Raw genomic sequence first — 15,332 nt, 5'->3', positions numbered from 1 at the left:
TTGATGGGTTTTTCTGTCCACTTAAATGTTCAACTTAAATTTTACAATCTGCCATTTACTTTTATTATAAGGGTTTTAGACGGGGCCTAACATAATTATTCACGCATTTAATGGATATTTATTGAAAACGGTTACCAAGAGGGCTACACTACAAATGTAACTTAATAGTCAAATTGTAGATGTTTTTTTGAAGAAGAGGAGCAATACTATGCGTTATGTGTCAATGACTTCCCACAACATTGGGATGAATTTAGCAACGGAACAGTATCTGATGAATAATAAAGACTTCGGTAACGAGCCGCTGGTCCTGTTCTACTACGAGAAACCATGCATCATCGTCGGTCGGAACCAAAATACCGCCGAGGAGATCAACCAGGACTACGTTAAGGAGCACAACATTCGGGTTACCCGGCGCCTGTCCGGTGGTGGCGCGGTTTACCAGGATCTGGGGAACCTCTGCTTCAGTTTCGTGGTGCCAAGTGACAGCGAGGAATTTGGTGATTTCAAGTCCTTTACCCAACCGATCGTCGACGTCCTCCACAAGATGGGTGCTACGGGGGCCGAGGTCAGCGGGAGAAACGACATCCTGGTCGACGGTAAGAAGTTTTCTGGTAACGCCATGTACTCCCGGAATGGGAAGACCTTCTCCCACGGGACACTGATGCTTGACGTCGACCTGAGCGTGGTCGCCGACGCCCTGCACGTCGCCAAGGACAAGATTGCCTCCAAGGGGATCAAGTCCGTGCGTTCCCGGGTAACCAACCTGCGGCCATACCTGAGTGACGAATACAAGGATATCGACGTGCCAACCTTCCGTGATGAGCTGATCAAGGGCCTCTTCCGCGTTGACAGCCTGGACGAGATTAAGGACAAGCAGTACGTGGTTACGCCAGAAGACCAGCAGAAAATCGACAAGATCTACGAGCAGTACTATAACAACTGGGACTGGGTCTACGGTAAAAACCCTGAGTACACGACTAAGCGGCGGAAGCACTTCGACATGGGAACGATTGATGCTCGGCTGGACGTCAAGGACGGCGTGATCAAGAATGTCAAGTTCTTCGGTGACTTCTTCGGCCCCCAGGACGTTACGGAGCTGGCCAACAAGCTCAAGGGCGTCAAGTACGACCACGATGCCATTAAGCAGGCTCTAGACGATGCCGGTACCCAGCAGTACATCACCGGGATTCCGACTGACCAGATTGCGGACCTCCTGGCATAATTGAGCTTTACATGAATATTTAGTAAAATGGGATCAAGACACGAAATGTGGCCATCCTATTTTTTATTTGGCCAATAGAAAGCGAGTAATTACATGAAAAATTCTGAAAAGGTCATTACGGTGACGTCGGTTGCTGCGGTCGTTGCCCTGGTACTTGATGCCATCATGTTTCTCCAGCACGGCCACTCCCTACTGGCCAGTAACGTCTGGCCCCGCCTGGCCCTGTTCATTGTGCTGGCGGTGATTGTCAACGCCCTGGCTCTGGTCAAGATGCGCTTCTGCGGGTATGCCACCATTCTGGTGAACCTCTACTTTGCAATTGCCAGTTTAGCGACCTTCCAGTCCGTGACGCCACGGACAAGTGTCTACGGCCTCTTCGTTGAGGCCCTGAGCATCATCGGGATCCTGCTCGGCACCGCGGGTATCTACTACGGGATCAAGCAGCGGTCTGACTACACGAAGGCCCGGATTGAAAAACTAATGAAGAAGGCGAAGAAAAAATGAAGTTAACGGTTGATGATTATCTTAAGATGGTGACGGGTGATAAGGTCCAGACTGAAGATGCCGACAAGACGGCCTCCCAGACCCAGCAAAAGAAGGTCCTGACGGCAGCGGTTGAGTTCATGCTCGACCAGTTTGATAAGGGCTACCTCGGGCAGTACCGGTTCAACGTTCGGATGCGCAAGGGGGACCCGGTTAGTTTTCGCCTCGAGAGTAATCTGATCAACGTGCCGATGGATGAGGCCGAGCGCCTGGACCCCAAGCTTCTCGACAAGGGGCCGGCCTACCCGGTCAACCTCTACATGGTGGTGGAGAGCGACGACGTCAACAAGTCCGGCCTGCGGATTGACGAGCTGGCCAACGAGACCGACCAGGCCCAGGCTGTCAGCACCCTGGTGGCCAAGCTCCAGCCCTGGTTGGCGGACCACTTGGCGGCTGTGATGGAGGCCCGAGCATAGGACTTGCATCTTCTGCGGGGATGTTATACAATATTTTATGCGATGAGTCGAGAGGTCTGGTAGCGACCCAAATTGCTGCCATTACTTTTTCGATATGTGGGGCACGTAACCCACCGGATTGTGGGGTGCCTGGTTGGTGACGAAGTGGACATCGTTACCCGCCTGAGATCGTATCAATACACATGAAAGCGCGACACTGTGATGGTGCCGCGCTTTTTTTATTGCTGATTATCAGGGCGATTTGACAAGTGCTAATACCCAGTTTTTGTGTATATGTATTAAAGAGGATAGGAACTTCCTCCTATATACACGTGAAAGAGGTATGATCAAAAATGATAATTAGTTTTGCTGATAAAGAAACAGAGAAGATATACTGTCAGGTATTTTTGCCATTAGGCATTCAGAGAGTAGCATTGAAGGGCGTAAGATATCAATGACCTACGGATGCCACCTGCTAACCATTTGGAAAAGCTGTCGTTTGATCGCTTAGGTTAGTACAGTATCAGGATTAATAAGCAATATCGAGTTTGCTTTAGCATTGACAATCAAAATGACATTGAGAATGTTGAAATTGTGGACTACCGCCTGGCCAAGGACATCCTACACGGTCGGCGGAAGGTGTCGGTGGATACGTCGATCCGGCTGGGACGCTACTTTGGCGTCAATGACCGCTACTTTCTAGATCTGCAGAATGATATTGACATCCGCAACGAGCTCCGGGATAAGGGAGCCGAGTTCGACCGCATCAAGCAGCTATCCCGTGCTTGACGATATTTCCCGGGAAATAAAAAGGACTAGTACAACACCATAACGATGGTGCACTAGTCCTTTCGTTATTAATAACGCATTCCCGTGTACTTCTTACTGAGGATGATGATCAAGGCCGTGGCCAGGATCCCGTAGACGGCGCCGACGTAGCCGAGGTGGTTCATGGTGGTGAACTGAACCGCGGTTGAGGCGGTGAAGGAACCCAGGGAGATCCCAATGTTAGCAAAGATCGAGTTTAGCGACGAGGCCAGGTCGAGAGACTGCGGGTAGTCCTTCTCGGCGATGTCGAGAAACATCAGCTGGGTAGAGGACCCGTAGCAGGAGAATGCCACGCAGAGTAGGGCGACAACGATGATCGCCAGCCACTTGAAACTCAGCAGGGGTCCGAATGCAATGTAGAGGATGGTCATCGCGATGTAGATGCTGCCGAGCCGGTGAACGCCACCACGGTCGGCCAGGTAGCCACCAAACTTGTTACCGATAATGAAGAAGATCCCCATTCCGAACAGCAGCCAGTTGAGCCAGGTATTGTCAAAGCCCATCTCGTTAGTGATCAGTGGCCGGATATAAGTGTAGATCGTGTAATCGGCCGCGCAGACCGCAACGATGAAGACCACCCCAAGTAAGACCCGGATGTCCTTGAGCAGGCTGAACTGCTTGCTGAGGGTACTCTTAAACTGGGGGGTATCCCGTGGTACCAGCCAAATCAGACCGGCGAAGACAATGATCGTCAGGCCGGAGATCATCCAGAAACTGTCGTGCCAGGAGAAGGTGGTACTGATGATGGTACCGATTGGAATCCCGATGACCGAGGCGATGCTGAACCCGGCGAAAACCCATGATACCAGGCTGGCCCGCTTCTCCCGTGGGGCAACGAAACTGGCCATCACCAGGACCATTGAGATGATTGCTCCGGCCACGGTCGCGGTCAGGATCCGCGAGAGGAGGAGCGAGTAATAGTTGGTCGCCATGGCGGACCAGGTATTGCCGACAAAGAAGATCAGCATCAGGAATAAGAGGACGTGGTGGCGGCGCCAACGGTTGGCCGCCGAGGTGATGATCGGGGTGAAGATCGCGTAGATCAGCGCGAAGACCGTGACCAGTAGTCCCAACCGGGAGAGGGAGTCATGGTATTCGTGAGCGATATCAGGCAGGACCCCGACGATCATGTACTCGTTGCAGCCGAGCATGAAGGCAACGAAGACGAAGAGAATTGCTTGTAGACGATATTTCATAGTTGCGACCGATCGACTAGCAGGTTAGCCGTCGAATTTCCTTTCTAAAAGATTTCAAACTCATAATAGTGTATACGAATTAGACCAATAATGCTAGTTAAAAATGGCCAGGATCACAAAAACACTTGGGGTCCTGGCCATTTTCCTGGCCCTATTAATCACGATTTTAGCCAAACCAATTTATTTGACCAGGTAGATCTGCTCGTCGATTAGGTCAAATGAATGCAGCTGCTGGTTGACCTTTTGCAGGCCCTCATCCTGGCTGAGTTGGGCCTCCTGCCAGAACTTCTTGGAGTTGGTGGCCCCGTCTTGTTCGCCGATGACCAGGAACTTGACGTCCGGGTAGTCGTGACGGAGGAGCTGGAGAACGTCCCAGTCAACTTCCTCCTTGTCTGGTGCCCAGGACATGATAACGTAGTCGACCTGATCCCCATACTTCTTGATGGCGCTGATGGCGTCGAGCTTTTCGATCGTGGTGACCGGGTGCTTGCCGGTCTCGTTTTCCCTGGTCCAGGCCTGGCTATCGGTGGTGTAGATCCGCTGGTTGGCGTTATTGTTCCGTAATCCCTTGGAGATATAGCCGTTACCGGCCATGATCTCAAGGACCGGGGCCCCGTTGAGGTAATCGGCCAGCGCCTTGGCAAACGGGGCATTGACGTAGGACCACATCCCGTAGGTGTCCTCGAGGTAGTCACGGAAGTTGCGCAGGGACTTATCCAGTTTTGGCAAGGGCGCACTGTACTTGTTCCACAGCTGGTCGCCCCGCGGATCACCCTGAGGATACTGCTGGTTGACCTGCTTAAAAATGGTGTCTTGGATATCGTCGGGCAGCAGGAGGGTCGGTAGCGGTTGGGGAAGGAGGCCGTTCTTAAGCAGGCGGTCACTTTCCAGGGCGTTGTTGATCAGGTACTTGACCTCGGGAAAATCGTCGAAGAGGTCGCGGTCGCGCATCAGCTCACTGATGTAGGGAGCCTGGTGGACTGCCTGTTGGGCCCTTTTGACCCGTTTTTTGAGTTGCTTTAGCTTCTTTGGATTCATACTTGCTCCTTATTTTAACTTCAGATCGAGTTGCTCCTGCTTGCCATAGAACTTATCGGTGTCGTGTCGGTTGGTCCGCCCCTTGAGGTAGCCGTCGATCAGCTGGAAGATTTCATAGCGATCGTCACTGGACAACACGGTGTTGTTAAACAGGAGGTCCTTATTGGAAAAGAAAAGCTTGGCGAGGTCGAAGTCGTTGCGATCGGTCTTCCCCGTCAGGTAGTCAAGACTCACGTTGAAGAACTCGGCAAGCTTGCGGGCCTCAATGTATGACGGGGTCCGGATGCCCCGCTCCCAGTTGCCGATCTGGGAGGCAGTGTTGGGCTTCTCACCCGGTCCTAGGTGCTCGTTGAGGTGGTTCGCCAATTCCTTTAGTGTAATTTTCTGGCCCTTACGTAAAGCGCGCAGTCTTTCTGGAAACATGTGCTCACTTCCTTACTGTATCACTATTATTTTACCATTGCCGGCGCCGATTAACAGGGGAAACGGTATGCAAAGTAACAGAAAGTGTGCTAAACTAATCGCATTATTTCAAAAAATACGACGTGGGGTTAATTAAATTGAGTACAGTTGTTAAGAAAAAGCGTCATCTCTTCAGAAACTGGCTGATTGGAATCATCGGCGTCATTGTGGTGGCCATGCTCATCGCGGGGAGTTACTTCTTTACGGTGGCGATGGTGCCAGGCCATAAGGACTTTATCCACCAGTCGTCTTCCCGGATCAGTCGTAATGATCCCCTCTACCACCAGAAGACCTGGTTTGAGCACGCCAAGAAGCAGCACTGGACCATGGAATCGGCTCAGGGGCATTATCACCTCGTGGCCGACTACATTCCCGCTGCCCACGAGACCACCAAGAATGTCATCATCCTTCACGGCTTCATGGGCCGCAAGGAGGACATGGGGGCCTACGCAGCGATGTTCCACCAGCTAGGCTACAATGTGTTGTTGCCTGATGCTCGGGCACACGGCCAGAGCCAGGGAAAATACATCGGCTATGGCTGGCCCGAACGTTACGATGTCCGGAAGTGGGCCAACAAGCTGATCACCAAGGACGGCTCACGTAGTCAGATCGTCATCTTCGGGACCAGTATGGGTGGAGCCACCACGATGATGACCAGTGGGATCAAACTTCCCCACCAGGTCAAGGCCTTTGTGGAGGACTGTGGTTACACCAGCCTAAACGCCGAGCTAAATCACGAGGCTAGCAAGCTCTACCATATTCCGACCGTCCTGCGCTACCCGTTGATTGCGATCTTGAGTGGGGTCAACCGCATCCAGAACGGCTTCTTCACCGGGGAGGCCGATTCACTGGCGATGTTACATAACAACACCCGGCCGATGCTCTTTATCCACGGCAGCGAGGACACCTTCGTCCCGGCCAAGATGGTCTACAAAAACTATGCTGCTACCCGTGGTCCCAAGGAACTATGGGTGGTGCCGGGCGCCAAGCACGCGGCCTCCTATGCTCATTGCCCACAGGCTTACACGCACCATGTTCAGGATTTCCTGGCAAAATATGTGAAGTAGGGAGGGGCTTACGAAATGATCACAATGATTTTAGTATTAGTCGTGGCGCTTGAACACCTGGGAATCATGTTCCTGGAGATGTTCGGTACGCCGGCCCAGCAGGCCAAGGCCTTTGATATGCCGCTGGAATACGTCAACCAGCGTCCGGCCCGTGTTGCCCTGGCTAACCAAGGAATCTACAACGGGATGCTGGGGATTTCGCTGATCGCTAGCTTCTGGCTCTTCCATGGGCCGGCCCTAGTAACGGTTATCCGCCTCTTATTGGGCTTCATCGTTATCGTGGCCCTGTATGGCGGCCTGACGGCAACGCGGAAGATCTGGCTGGTCCAGCTGCTGCCGGCAGCGATCGCCCTGTTAGTCACTTTTATATAGAAAAAGAATGTCGAATCCGCTGAGATTCGGCATTCTTTTTAGTCTAACGATTGGGCATAGACGAGCTCGTCAGTCGAGATCTTCTCATTGAGGGCGTTGGCTAGCTCCTGAGAAAGTTGGCCACTGGCTAGTTGCTCTTGAACGAAGCTGTGTTCCCACTGAAAGGCTTCGATGAAGAGTCCGGTGATGACGTCGGCGTCGAGGTCCTGCCCCCGGCTGAAGAGCTGGACCTGTTGGAGATAGACCCGGCGGACCAGGGCGACCTCATTGGCGTTGGTGGTGTTTTCGATGGACTGCAGGTAGTTTTCGACATTTTTGATGACCACCTTTAGAACCTTCAGGATCGCCTGACGCTGTTGCTTAACCGCGAGGAGGGGCTGCTGCGGGTCTACGGCCAGTTGGGGGTTGGCAACGAGGTGATGGTGCAGGTGATTGCGGCGAAAACGATGCCATTTGAGCCGGTGCCAGAGGAGCTGGAAGTATTCCAGCAGGCCGTGCTGGTTGTTCCGCAGGATCGCGTGGCTGACGAACTGTGCGTAGAAGTTCGCCTCGCGGTCCGTAATGGTGTTTTCCTCGTTCAAACGATCCAGGGTTTGCATCTCGACCTTATGGGCCCGATTCATTAACTGGTTGTAGCGTTGCTGGTTGAACTGGTGGTACTGATTCATCTGGGTGCTGAGCTGGTCAATCACCACCGCCTGTTCTGGGGAGTGCTTGGTCTGACTACGCAACTGGTTGAGTGCGTACTGAACAGTCGCAATCAGCTGCTGCCGAAATTCGGCCGGGGTGTAGCTCTGTGTCTTGGCCGGTAGGAGCATCGGATAGACAATGGCGCCGACCAGCAGGCTGATTAGGATCACGATCGCCGCGATCAGGATCATTGAGTTCCGGAAGGCGAAGGCGTGGTGGTTAATCATTACTGGCAAGGAGAAGGCCAGCGACAGGGTAATGGTCCCGTGGATGCCCCCGATGGCCATCAGGATGCTGTCGCGGTTAAGCTGGTTCCTATGCGAGTCAATCTTAACCAGTTTAAAACGAACCCAGCAGTAGCGCATGACGGTCATGATTAGGTAGAGAACTAGGGAGATGATGAATAGTCGGCCCAGGTTAGCCAGGCTGGTGCGCCTGAGGACCTGGGGCAAGAGGACCCCAAGAAGGACGAAGACCAGGCCGTTGAGGGCGTCACTGATGATCGACCAGGTAGTGGTGGTGGCGATTTGGACCTTAGTGGAGGTCAGCCGGAGACGGTTGTAGAGGATACTATGGACGACCCCGGCAGCCACGACGGCCAGGATACCGGAGAAGTGGAGCTCCTCGGCCAACCAGTAGATGACGATCGGCGTCATGACGTTGATCGGGATGACGATCGAGCCGATGTCGACGTGGGACTGCATCAGCTCGATTCGTAGCTTGATCAGGAGGCTGCCGAGAATTGCCCCAAAGATAATCCCGCCGAAGAAGACGTAGACGAAGATCCACAGACCGTGGCCAATCGAGAAGTCGCCGGATTGGTAGGCGGCCAGGGCGAGGTCGAGGAGGACAATCCCGGATGCATCGTTGAAGAGCGATTCGTATTCCAGGGCCCCGTCGACGTTTTCAGGAACCGACATGCTCGAGGTGATTGACTTGACCGCCACCGCGTCCGTCGGTGTGATGATTGCGGCCAACATGAAGGCCAGGGCGAAGGGGAAGGTCTGTGGCAGTGCCAGGTGCAGGACGGTACCGGCGATGATGACCGTCACTAGAGCCAGGGCAACCGCAATCGAGAGGATCGAGCGGAAGTTACGTGAGAGGTAATGGAAGGACTGGTTTTGTCCGTCATTGAACATCAGCGGCGCGATGATCACCATCATGAAGAGTTCGGGATGCATGGTGAAATTGGTCGTTGCGGTTGGCAGACTGGCCAGCAGGACCCCGGCCACGATCTGGTAGATTGAGAGTGGGATCTTAGGGTAGATCAGATGAATAATGTTGGCCACGACGACCGTGGTCAACAGCAAAATGACACCTAGTAGTAGGTCCAATTTAATACACCACCTAGGAAAATTTGATAAATAATAGACGGAGCCATTTTAGCACTGGGAATTCCGGCTTGACAATAGTGAATTATTCGGCCATCAATGACCGCGCTTCTGGGAACATGGCGTAGTATTTAGGATGTTACACCTGTATTCAGGATACCTAACTTACGGAACCCCACTCTTTTACCATGGCTAGTCCCTAGCCAACGGCGTTTAATCCTTGATGCAGGATATTAACTGCCGCATTAATATCCCGGTCGTGGTGGGTGCCACAACTTGGACACGTCCACTCACGAATGTTAAGTGGCTTAGATCCACTATGGTAACCACAGTGGCTACAAATTTGGCTAGTATAGTTTGGTTTAACCACCAAGCGTTTACCATACCAGGCACACTTGTATGCCAGCATAGTCCGAAACTGATACCAGCTAGCATTCGCGATCGACTTAGCTAAGCAATGATTCTTCTGAAGATTTTTGGTTTTCAAATCTTCAATAACGATTAGGACGTACTGCTTAACCAAAGCCGTCGTTAACTTATGCAAATAATCTTTCCGTTGGTTCGCTATCTTGGCTTGATAGCGAGTCTTCTGTTGTCGCGCCCGTTGCCAGTTCTGGTAATCATTTAGCTCTTCCTTTACCATTTTGTGATGATGGTTCCACTGACGAACGGCAATAGTCACCTGGTGACGTCGTTTGCTATATTTGCGTTGCCAGGTGATTGCTTGTTTCTCATACCATTTGGTATTAAAGGTTCCATACTTAATGCCATCAGAACTAATGACTAGATCGGTGATCCCAACATCAATTCCGACCGCTTTTTCCGTCTTTCTTAAATGTTTGGGAGCCTCAACTTCAACTTGTAATGACAGATAGTAGCGACCAGTTGGCTCGCGGCAAACCGTACAGCACTTGATTTTACCATTAGCTAACCGGGTCGTCTTACTGGTCCGAATGCTACCCAGCTTCGGTAACTTAACCCGCCGCTTAGCAAGCAGCCGACAAATTGAACGACCAGTATAGGCTTGGCGAATAGCATGACGTGATTTAAAACGTGGGTAACCACCTTGATGCTTAAAGAGCATCCTAAAGGCCTAGGTAAGGTTGTGATTAACCACCAGGAAACTGGTTGAGTCACTAGCCTTAAGGAATGGATACTCTTGCTTAAGGCTTTTTAACAGGTAATTCATGTCGTATTCATTGACGAAGTGACTACTAGGATTGTTTTGATACCGTTCCTTCGCCATCGTCAACATCTGGTTCCAAACAAAGCGATCATTACCAAACATCTGCCACAGCTGCTCTCTTTGCTGGGCATTGGGATATAGGCGAAGTTTAACCCCTTTTATAATATGCGCCATTTTTACCACCATTCCTTCATCAACGGTTAGTTAACAAAGCTAATTAATGTCCTAGTGCCAATCTTTCTGTTAAGTATATTATATCAACTTTCAAACATATGTTCGCTATAAAATCAAAACAATGGACAACTCATCACGTCCTTAAAAGAACGTGTTTCCTTGTCCACTTTCAAAAGTCAGGGTCGGAAAACATATTTCCGGCCTCGGTTGATAATGTATTATTCCCGTCCCAGCAACATCTTGACGGCCATTGCGATGTTGTAGGTGAACAGCAACAGGGCAATCAGCAGGGCGAAGGTCAGGAGGATTCCAAACAGTGCCCCCGCATGGAAGGTCGCCTGGTAGAGGGAGGCGATGCTCATCGTGAGGATCGCAAAGATAACGTAGAGCAAGGGGAAGATCTGCGACCAGAAGGCCTTCCGGGCATTCTGGCTAATGGTTGGGTCATCACTAGCCCGGGCGACGATCCAGACGATCAGGGGGAAGATCACCGGGAGAAAGAGGATACTGAGGTAGGAAAGGGCGTTGACGATTCGCGTTGTGGTATTACTCTGCATATTAGTCATCCTTTTTTCTTTTAATTATGACGGATAAGTCAGGGAAGTGCAATCATAAGGGCCTGGAGGGCAACCACCAGGACGGCGAAGGTGAGCCAGTCCCGGCTGGCCAGGGGAATACGGTGGGCATAGGTGCGTGATTGTCCTTCGACAAAGCCGTGGCTTTCCATGGCCTGGGCCAGCTGGTCGGCCCACTGGCTGGCGACCAGGATTGCCTTGAAGTAGAGGCGGGGTGACCACCAATGGAGGGTGATGCCACGCATCTGGCCAGCCACTCGAATGATCCTGACCTCCTGGTGGATTCGCGGCAGGAGGTTGAGGGCGGCCAGGATCCCGTAGGCAAACTTGCTCGGCAGGTGGCAGTTCTGTTCAAGGGACTGGACCAACTGGAGAGCGCTGGTGGTGCAAGAAACGGTTGCTCCGGTCAGGACGTAGACGTAGAGTCGGGTCACCAGGACCCAGGCAAAGTGAACGTTATGGGCGGGGCTGAAGAAGACGATGGTGACGAAGAGGGCCGCGGCTGGCACCAGGGTGATGACCACCAGCCAGGACAGGCGGCGCCAACCGATTCGGTGATAGAGCAGGGCAGCCAGGGCGCAGGCGATGATTACCAGGTTAACGTAGAGGTGGCTGGTGAAGGTGGCCTCTAAAGCAACGATAAGGACCAAAAATAGCTTTAAACTAGGATTCATGCTTTCACCCCCTGATAGGTCAGCTGACCATCCGCCAGGTGTAGGTGGTAGTCGATCAGCCGGTCGAGCCCGGCCAAGCGGTGGCTGATGATCATGATGGTCTGCGGCAGGGCCTGCTGGCAGCGACTAATGAGGTCGAAGGCGGTCGCCAGGGAGCCCTGATCAAGCCCAGTGAAGGGTTCGTCAAGCAGGAGAACGGGGTGGCCGATCATCAGCATGACCAGCAGCTGGAGCTTCTTGCGCTGACCACTGCTGAGTGAGTAGACGACCCGGTCCTCCATTCCGGCCAGGCCAAAGTTACGGAGGGCATCTGTTAAGCGATCGTTGGTTAATAGCAGTTGGCGCTGGTGCTTGGCGCTGAGGGTTAGTTCCTCGCCGACCGTAACGTCGAGGAACTGCTCGTTAGCCTGCTGAAAGACCAGGCCAACCTCCTGGTGATATTTCCCGGGTGATATCTCTTGAATGTCCCTCCCACGGTAAGAGATCATTCCCTGGTAGGGGATCAGCCGGGTCAGGGCCCGAAAGAGGGTTGATTTGCCGACCCCGTTGGCCCCGGTCAGCAGGGTGATCTTGTTACGGACAATTGTCAGGTCGGGGACCATAATCAGGCCGCGCTGGCCGCGGGTAATATTGACGTTGGTGAGGTGGATGATCGCTGGAACCGTTGCCGTTGGTCGGGTGACTTTGAGCGGGACCGCCGCCAGCTGGTCGGCGTGGGTAATTATTTTCTGCCCTTGTTCAGGGGTGAGGGCGGTGACTCGCTGGTTACTGAAACGGTAGACTTGGGGATGAAGACCTGCGTAGCCATGGCAGTCGTGGTCGGTGATGATGATTGTCCGTCCCGGCTGGGCCTCGTGCCACTGCTGGAGCTGGCCGATCAGGAAGCGGCGGTTGTCCTCGTCGATGGCGGCGAAGGGTTCATCGAGCAGGAGGATGTCCGGTTCCATTGCCACGACTACTGCTAGGGCCACCCGCTGCTGCTGGCCGCCGGAGAGGGTGGTGATTGGTTGGTCAAGCAGGTCGCCGATCCGGCAGAAGTCACTAACCGCTTGCATCCTGACCGGTATCTGGCGGGGGACAACCTGGCAGTTCTCCAGGGTAAACTCAAGCTCGTGGCGGGGGGTGTCCATGGCAAACTGCATGGCCGGATCCTGGAAGAGCATTCCGATCTGGGCCGGGTGGTGGTCGACTTGGGGCCGCTCGATCCGTCCGGTCGTCACCTTGCCCCCGTACTTGGGCAGGAGGCCAGCAATCAGGCGGAGGAGGGTGGACTTCCCACAGCCGGATGGCCCGGTGACCAGGGCGACCTCGCCACCGTTGATCGTCATGCTGAGGTCGCGGATAACGGGGTGCTGGCGTTCAAACTGAAAGCTTAGTTGTTCAATCGCAATTGTCGGCATGGTTTACCTCCGAATGACGTGCGCCCGGGTGAGCATGTTAATGATTAGTTTGTTCAAGACCCCGGCGAAGAGGAAGATTGAAACGAAGCGGACGATGATCATCACGACTAGCATGTGAACGGCAAACTGGCTGTAGCCGTTGCGGAACCAGTCCCAGGCAAAGGTGACGATAGTCGTCGCGACGGTTACCAGGACGACAGTCAGCCAGTTATAGATCCGATAGCCAGTCAGGGTGAAGCCGATCTCGGTCCCGGCCCCCTGGACGACACCGGAGATCAGGTTGGCCGCACCCCACTGGTCACCGAGAAACATCTCCACGGTGGCCCCGAGAAACTCGCCGAGAAATGATGCCCCGGGGAGGCGGAACATAAAACCAGCAAGGGGGCCGGCCATGCACCAGATCCCCATGGTAATGTCGTTGGCCAGCGGTCCATAGCCGACCGGGGTCAGCAGGAGGGTCAGACCGTTGTAGACGAATGCCGCCGCAAAGTAGATGACCCCGAAGATGATCCCAATCAGAGCGAGTAGGATGATGTCGCGCAAGTGAAAGCCTTTCTTCATAATAAAATCGACTCCTTAATAATAGAATGGATTAAGGCGATCCCAAGGCAAATAAAAAGCCCACAATGAAACTCATCGTGGGGCACAGACTGTTTTATCAATCGAAATTTACCGAATCTTCCTCCGCTGGTGCTAGCCAGGTCAGGTTCAATGGGTATTATCTCAGCCAAATAGCACCCCAGACATCGTATTAATCTTACTACTTATGATACAAAAATTAGCCGGTAAGTTCAAGCTTAGGAAAGACCGTGCAGAAAGGCCTCAGGACGCGTACAATGGAAGCTGATTAAGAATAAAGGTTGAGGAAAATGTCTGAATTAGTTTCGATTATCTTGTTAATTATCATTGGGATCCTGGCGGGAATCACCAGTGCTGCCGCAGGCCTGGCCTCGCTAGTATCGTACCCGTCACTACTGGCGATGGGGCTCTCGCCGGTAATGGCCAACGTTACCAGCTGTTTTTCGACTGTCGCCAGCGGCTACAGCTCGGTGGTCGCTTCCGCCAAGGAACTCCGCAATAACCGGAAGCAGATGTTGATAATGATCCCAGTCGTTCTGACCGGGTCAATCATTGGCGCCCTCCTGCTCTTCGCCCTGCCCAGCAAGTGGTTCCAGGACCTGGTTCCGATCTGCATTGGGGCTGCCGGGGTCATCCTGATCATGCCGCACAAGCCGCGTCAGGCTCACCCAGAGCTAGTGAAGAACAGCCAGGCGTTCGGCCGGTCCCGCCTTCACCGCTTCCTGGCCTGGGTTGGGATCTTCATTGTTGGTATCTATTCCGGCTACTTCAACGCCGGGGCTGGGGTTATGATGCTGACCCTGCTGACGGTGGTCAACCGCTCGCAAACCTTTGCCGTCAATAATGCCCTGAAGAACGTTGCGATGACGGCTACCAACACAATGGCGGCTATTATCTTTGCCATCGAGGCGGTCATCTACTGGCAGTACGTCCTGCCCCTGTTTGTCGGTAACATCCTTGGGGGGATTCTCGGGCCGATCATCGTTCGTCACCTGCCGGGGCGACTGATGCAGATCATTGTTGGTGCCGGGGCCCTGATCCTGGCTGTTTCTCTAATCATTCGCAATGTGATGTGAGGTGAGGGTCATGCCGAGTCGGACCTTTCAAAACTTGAAGGACGAGAAAAAGCAACGGGTGACGGCGGCCCTGCTGACCGAGTTCAGCCAGCATAGCCTACCAGATGCCGAGGTGGCCCGAATCATCAAGCAAGCGGGGATCTCACGGGGAGCCTTCTATAAGTACTTCCCAGACCTGACTGACGCCTACTTGTACCTGTTTTCGACGGTGATGGATGAGGTCCACGCCCCAATCACGGCGGCAGGCCGTCAGCTGACCGCCCGAGACTACTACCGGATGGTGGCCGATTTCGTCGACCGGGTCCACCACAGCCCCTACTATGACTTCATTCGCCGCCACTTCTTGACCAACGAGGGTGTCCTTCCAGTCCGGCGGGCCGCCGAGCCGCGGGGCGATACCGAGTGGGCGGTGATGGCACTGTGCCACACCACGATTAACGAGTGTCTCCAGGATCCTACCGGTCAGGTGGTGGCCTTGATTAGGCTGAGGAAGATTTTGGAAAAATTACTTCAATAAAAAATGC

At 53.3% G+C, this 15,332-nt stretch carries 16 protein-coding genes, 2 pseudogenes and 1 riboswitch; of the genes and pseudogenes, 9 read left to right on the top strand and 9 right to left on the bottom strand.

Annotated features, from left to right (window positions below):
* Positions 1-208 precede the first annotated feature (208 nt).
* The 5 genes and pseudogenes from FD34_RS03760 to FD34_RS08665 all read left to right on the top strand — a co-directional run bounded on the left by FD34_RS03760 (position 209) and on the right by FD34_RS08665 (position 2,949).
* The gene (locus tag FD34_RS03760; protein ID WP_057806905.1) at positions 209-1,222 is read left to right on the top strand and encodes a lipoate--protein ligase; all 1,014 of its coding nucleotides are present in this window, start codon (positions 209-211) and stop codon (positions 1,220-1,222) included.
* Positions 1,223-1,315: 93 nt separating this feature from the next.
* A complete protein-coding gene (locus FD34_RS03755) occupies positions 1,316-1,726 on the top strand; it encodes a hypothetical protein (protein ID WP_057806903.1) in 411 nt (136 codons plus the stop codon).
* Complete coding sequence (locus tag FD34_RS03750; protein ID WP_057806901.1) at positions 1,723-2,181, top strand: hypothetical protein; 459 nt, start codon at positions 1,723-1,725, stop codon at positions 2,179-2,181. Before FD34_RS03755 ends, FD34_RS03750 begins: the two co-directional genes overlap by 4 nt.
* Before the next feature lie 332 nt (positions 2,182-2,513).
* Positions 2,514-2,763 (top strand): annotated as a pseudogene (locus tag FD34_RS08760) (type II toxin-antitoxin system RelE/ParE family toxin); the annotation flags it as partial.
* The gene (locus FD34_RS08665) at positions 2,755-2,949 is read left to right on the top strand and encodes a helix-turn-helix transcriptional regulator (protein ID WP_191980197.1); all 195 of its coding nucleotides are present in this window, start codon (positions 2,755-2,757) and stop codon (positions 2,947-2,949) included. The pseudogene FD34_RS08760 and the gene FD34_RS08665, both read left to right, overlap by 9 nt.
* Before the next feature lie 68 nt (positions 2,950-3,017).
* Here the strand turns inward: FD34_RS08665 and FD34_RS03740 are convergent, their stop codons facing one another.
* The 3 genes from FD34_RS03740 to FD34_RS03730 all read right to left on the bottom strand — a co-directional run bounded on the left by FD34_RS03740 (position 3,018) and on the right by FD34_RS03730 (position 5,645).
* Complete coding sequence (locus FD34_RS03740) at positions 3,018-4,184, bottom strand: MFS transporter (protein WP_057806898.1); 1,167 nt, start codon at positions 4,182-4,184, stop codon at positions 3,018-3,020.
* Between the two features lie 180 nt (positions 4,185-4,364).
* Positions 4,365-5,222, bottom strand: coding sequence for a hypothetical protein (locus FD34_RS03735; RefSeq protein WP_057806896.1), 858 nt, complete (start codon positions 5,220-5,222; stop codon positions 4,365-4,367).
* A gap of 9 nt (positions 5,223-5,231) precedes the next feature.
* Positions 5,232-5,645 carry a helix-turn-helix domain-containing protein gene (locus FD34_RS03730; protein ID WP_057806894.1) on the bottom strand — a complete coding sequence of 138 codons (414 nt, stop codon included), beginning with the start codon at positions 5,643-5,645 and terminating at the stop codon, positions 5,232-5,234.
* Positions 5,646-5,767: 122 nt separating this feature from the next.
* Here FD34_RS03730 and FD34_RS03725 point away from each other — a divergent pair, with 122 nt between their 5' ends.
* Positions 5,768-6,751 (top strand): alpha/beta hydrolase, encoded by a 984-nt coding sequence (locus FD34_RS03725; RefSeq protein WP_057806892.1) that lies wholly within the window; start codon positions 5,768-5,770, stop codon positions 6,749-6,751.
* Positions 6,752-6,766: 15 nt separating this feature from the next.
* Positions 6,767-7,123 carry a DUF1304 domain-containing protein gene (locus FD34_RS03720; RefSeq protein ID WP_057806890.1) on the top strand — a complete coding sequence of 119 codons (357 nt, stop codon included), beginning with the start codon at positions 6,767-6,769 and terminating at the stop codon, positions 7,121-7,123.
* A 38-nt stretch (positions 7,124-7,161) separates the two neighbouring features.
* Here FD34_RS03720 and FD34_RS03715 read toward each other — a convergent pair whose 3' ends face one another.
* From FD34_RS03715 to FD34_RS03690, 6 genes and pseudogenes are all read right to left on the bottom strand, one after another.
* Positions 7,162-9,147, bottom strand: coding sequence for a cation:proton antiporter (locus tag FD34_RS03715; RefSeq protein WP_057806888.1), 1,986 nt, complete (start codon positions 9,145-9,147; stop codon positions 7,162-7,164).
* A 196-nt stretch (positions 9,148-9,343) separates the two neighbouring features.
* Positions 9,344-10,504: pseudogene (locus FD34_RS03710) on the bottom strand (RNA-guided endonuclease TnpB family protein).
* A 218-nt stretch (positions 10,505-10,722) separates the two neighbouring features.
* The gene (locus FD34_RS03705; protein ID WP_057806886.1) at positions 10,723-11,061 is read right to left on the bottom strand and encodes a magnetosome magnetite crystal formation protein family; all 339 of its coding nucleotides are present in this window, start codon (positions 11,059-11,061) and stop codon (positions 10,723-10,725) included.
* Between the two features lie 38 nt (positions 11,062-11,099).
* A complete protein-coding gene (locus FD34_RS03700) occupies positions 11,100-11,753 on the bottom strand; it encodes an energy-coupling factor transporter transmembrane component T family protein (protein ID WP_057806884.1) in 654 nt (217 codons plus the stop codon).
* Positions 11,750-13,153 (bottom strand): ATP-binding cassette domain-containing protein, encoded by a 1,404-nt coding sequence (locus FD34_RS03695; RefSeq protein WP_057806882.1) that lies wholly within the window; start codon positions 13,151-13,153, stop codon positions 11,750-11,752. The genes FD34_RS03700 and FD34_RS03695 overlap by 4 nt, the downstream gene beginning before the upstream one ends.
* A 3-nt stretch (positions 13,154-13,156) precedes the next feature.
* Positions 13,157-13,717 carry an ECF transporter S component gene (locus FD34_RS03690; RefSeq protein ID WP_057806879.1) on the bottom strand — a complete coding sequence of 187 codons (561 nt, stop codon included), beginning with the start codon at positions 13,715-13,717 and terminating at the stop codon, positions 13,157-13,159.
* Positions 13,718-13,815: 98 nt separating this feature from the next.
* Positions 13,816-13,905, bottom strand: a riboswitch (TPP riboswitch).
* A gap of 117 nt (positions 13,906-14,022) precedes the next feature.
* Here FD34_RS03690 and FD34_RS03685 point away from each other — a divergent pair.
* Both FD34_RS03685 and FD34_RS03680 read left to right on the top strand, forming a co-directional pair.
* The gene (locus FD34_RS03685) at positions 14,023-14,808 is read left to right on the top strand and encodes a sulfite exporter TauE/SafE family protein (protein WP_057806878.1); all 786 of its coding nucleotides are present in this window, start codon (positions 14,023-14,025) and stop codon (positions 14,806-14,808) included.
* Positions 14,809-14,818: 10 nt separating this feature from the next.
* Positions 14,819-15,325, top strand: a complete 507-nt coding sequence (locus FD34_RS03680; protein ID WP_057806876.1) for a TetR/AcrR family transcriptional regulator — start codon at positions 14,819-14,821, stop codon at positions 15,323-15,325.
* The last annotated feature ends 7 nt before the right edge of the window (positions 15,326-15,332 follow it).

It is taken from the genome of Limosilactobacillus pontis DSM 8475, from assembly GCF_001435345.1.
Lineage (GTDB): Bacteria > Bacillota > Bacilli > Lactobacillales > Lactobacillaceae > Limosilactobacillus > Limosilactobacillus pontis.
Note: the sequence above shows the minus strand (reverse complement) of the source record. Positions and strands in the feature narration are given on the sequence as shown.

Excerpts from the sequence above, each read along its gene's own strand:
- FD34_RS03720 (WP_057806890.1), top strand. The coding sequence starts at position 6,767 with ATGATCACAATGATTTTAGTATTAGTCGTGGCGCTTGAACACCTGGGA.
- FD34_RS03735 (WP_057806896.1), bottom strand. The coding sequence starts at position 5,222 with ATGAATCCAAAGAAGCTAAAGCAACTCAAAAAACGGGTCAAAAGGGCC.
- FD34_RS03705 (WP_057806886.1), bottom strand. The coding sequence starts at position 11,061 with ATGCAGAGTAATACCACAACGCGAATCGTCAACGCCCTTTCCTACCTC.
- FD34_RS03680 (WP_057806876.1), top strand. The coding sequence starts at position 14,819 with ATGCCGAGTCGGACCTTTCAAAACTTGAAGGACGAGAAAAAGCAACGG.
- FD34_RS03755 (WP_057806903.1), top strand. The coding sequence starts at position 1,316 with ATGAAAAATTCTGAAAAGGTCATTACGGTGACGTCGGTTGCTGCGGTC.
- FD34_RS03730 (WP_057806894.1), bottom strand. The coding sequence starts at position 5,645 with ATGTTTCCAGAAAGACTGCGCGCTTTACGTAAGGGCCAGAAAATTACA.
- FD34_RS03740 (WP_057806898.1), bottom strand. The coding sequence starts at position 4,184 with ATGAAATATCGTCTACAAGCAATTCTCTTCGTCTTCGTTGCCTTCATG.
- FD34_RS03700 (WP_057806884.1), bottom strand. The coding sequence starts at position 11,753 with ATGAATCCTAGTTTAAAGCTATTTTTGGTCCTTATCGTTGCTTTAGAG.
- FD34_RS03760 (WP_057806905.1), top strand. The coding sequence starts at position 209 with ATGCGTTATGTGTCAATGACTTCCCACAACATTGGGATGAATTTAGCA.
- FD34_RS03685 (WP_057806878.1), top strand. The coding sequence starts at position 14,023 with ATGTCTGAATTAGTTTCGATTATCTTGTTAATTATCATTGGGATCCTG.
- FD34_RS03750 (WP_057806901.1), top strand. The coding sequence starts at position 1,723 with ATGAAGTTAACGGTTGATGATTATCTTAAGATGGTGACGGGTGATAAG.
- FD34_RS03695 (WP_057806882.1), bottom strand. The coding sequence starts at position 13,153 with ATGCCGACAATTGCGATTGAACAACTAAGCTTTCAGTTTGAACGCCAG.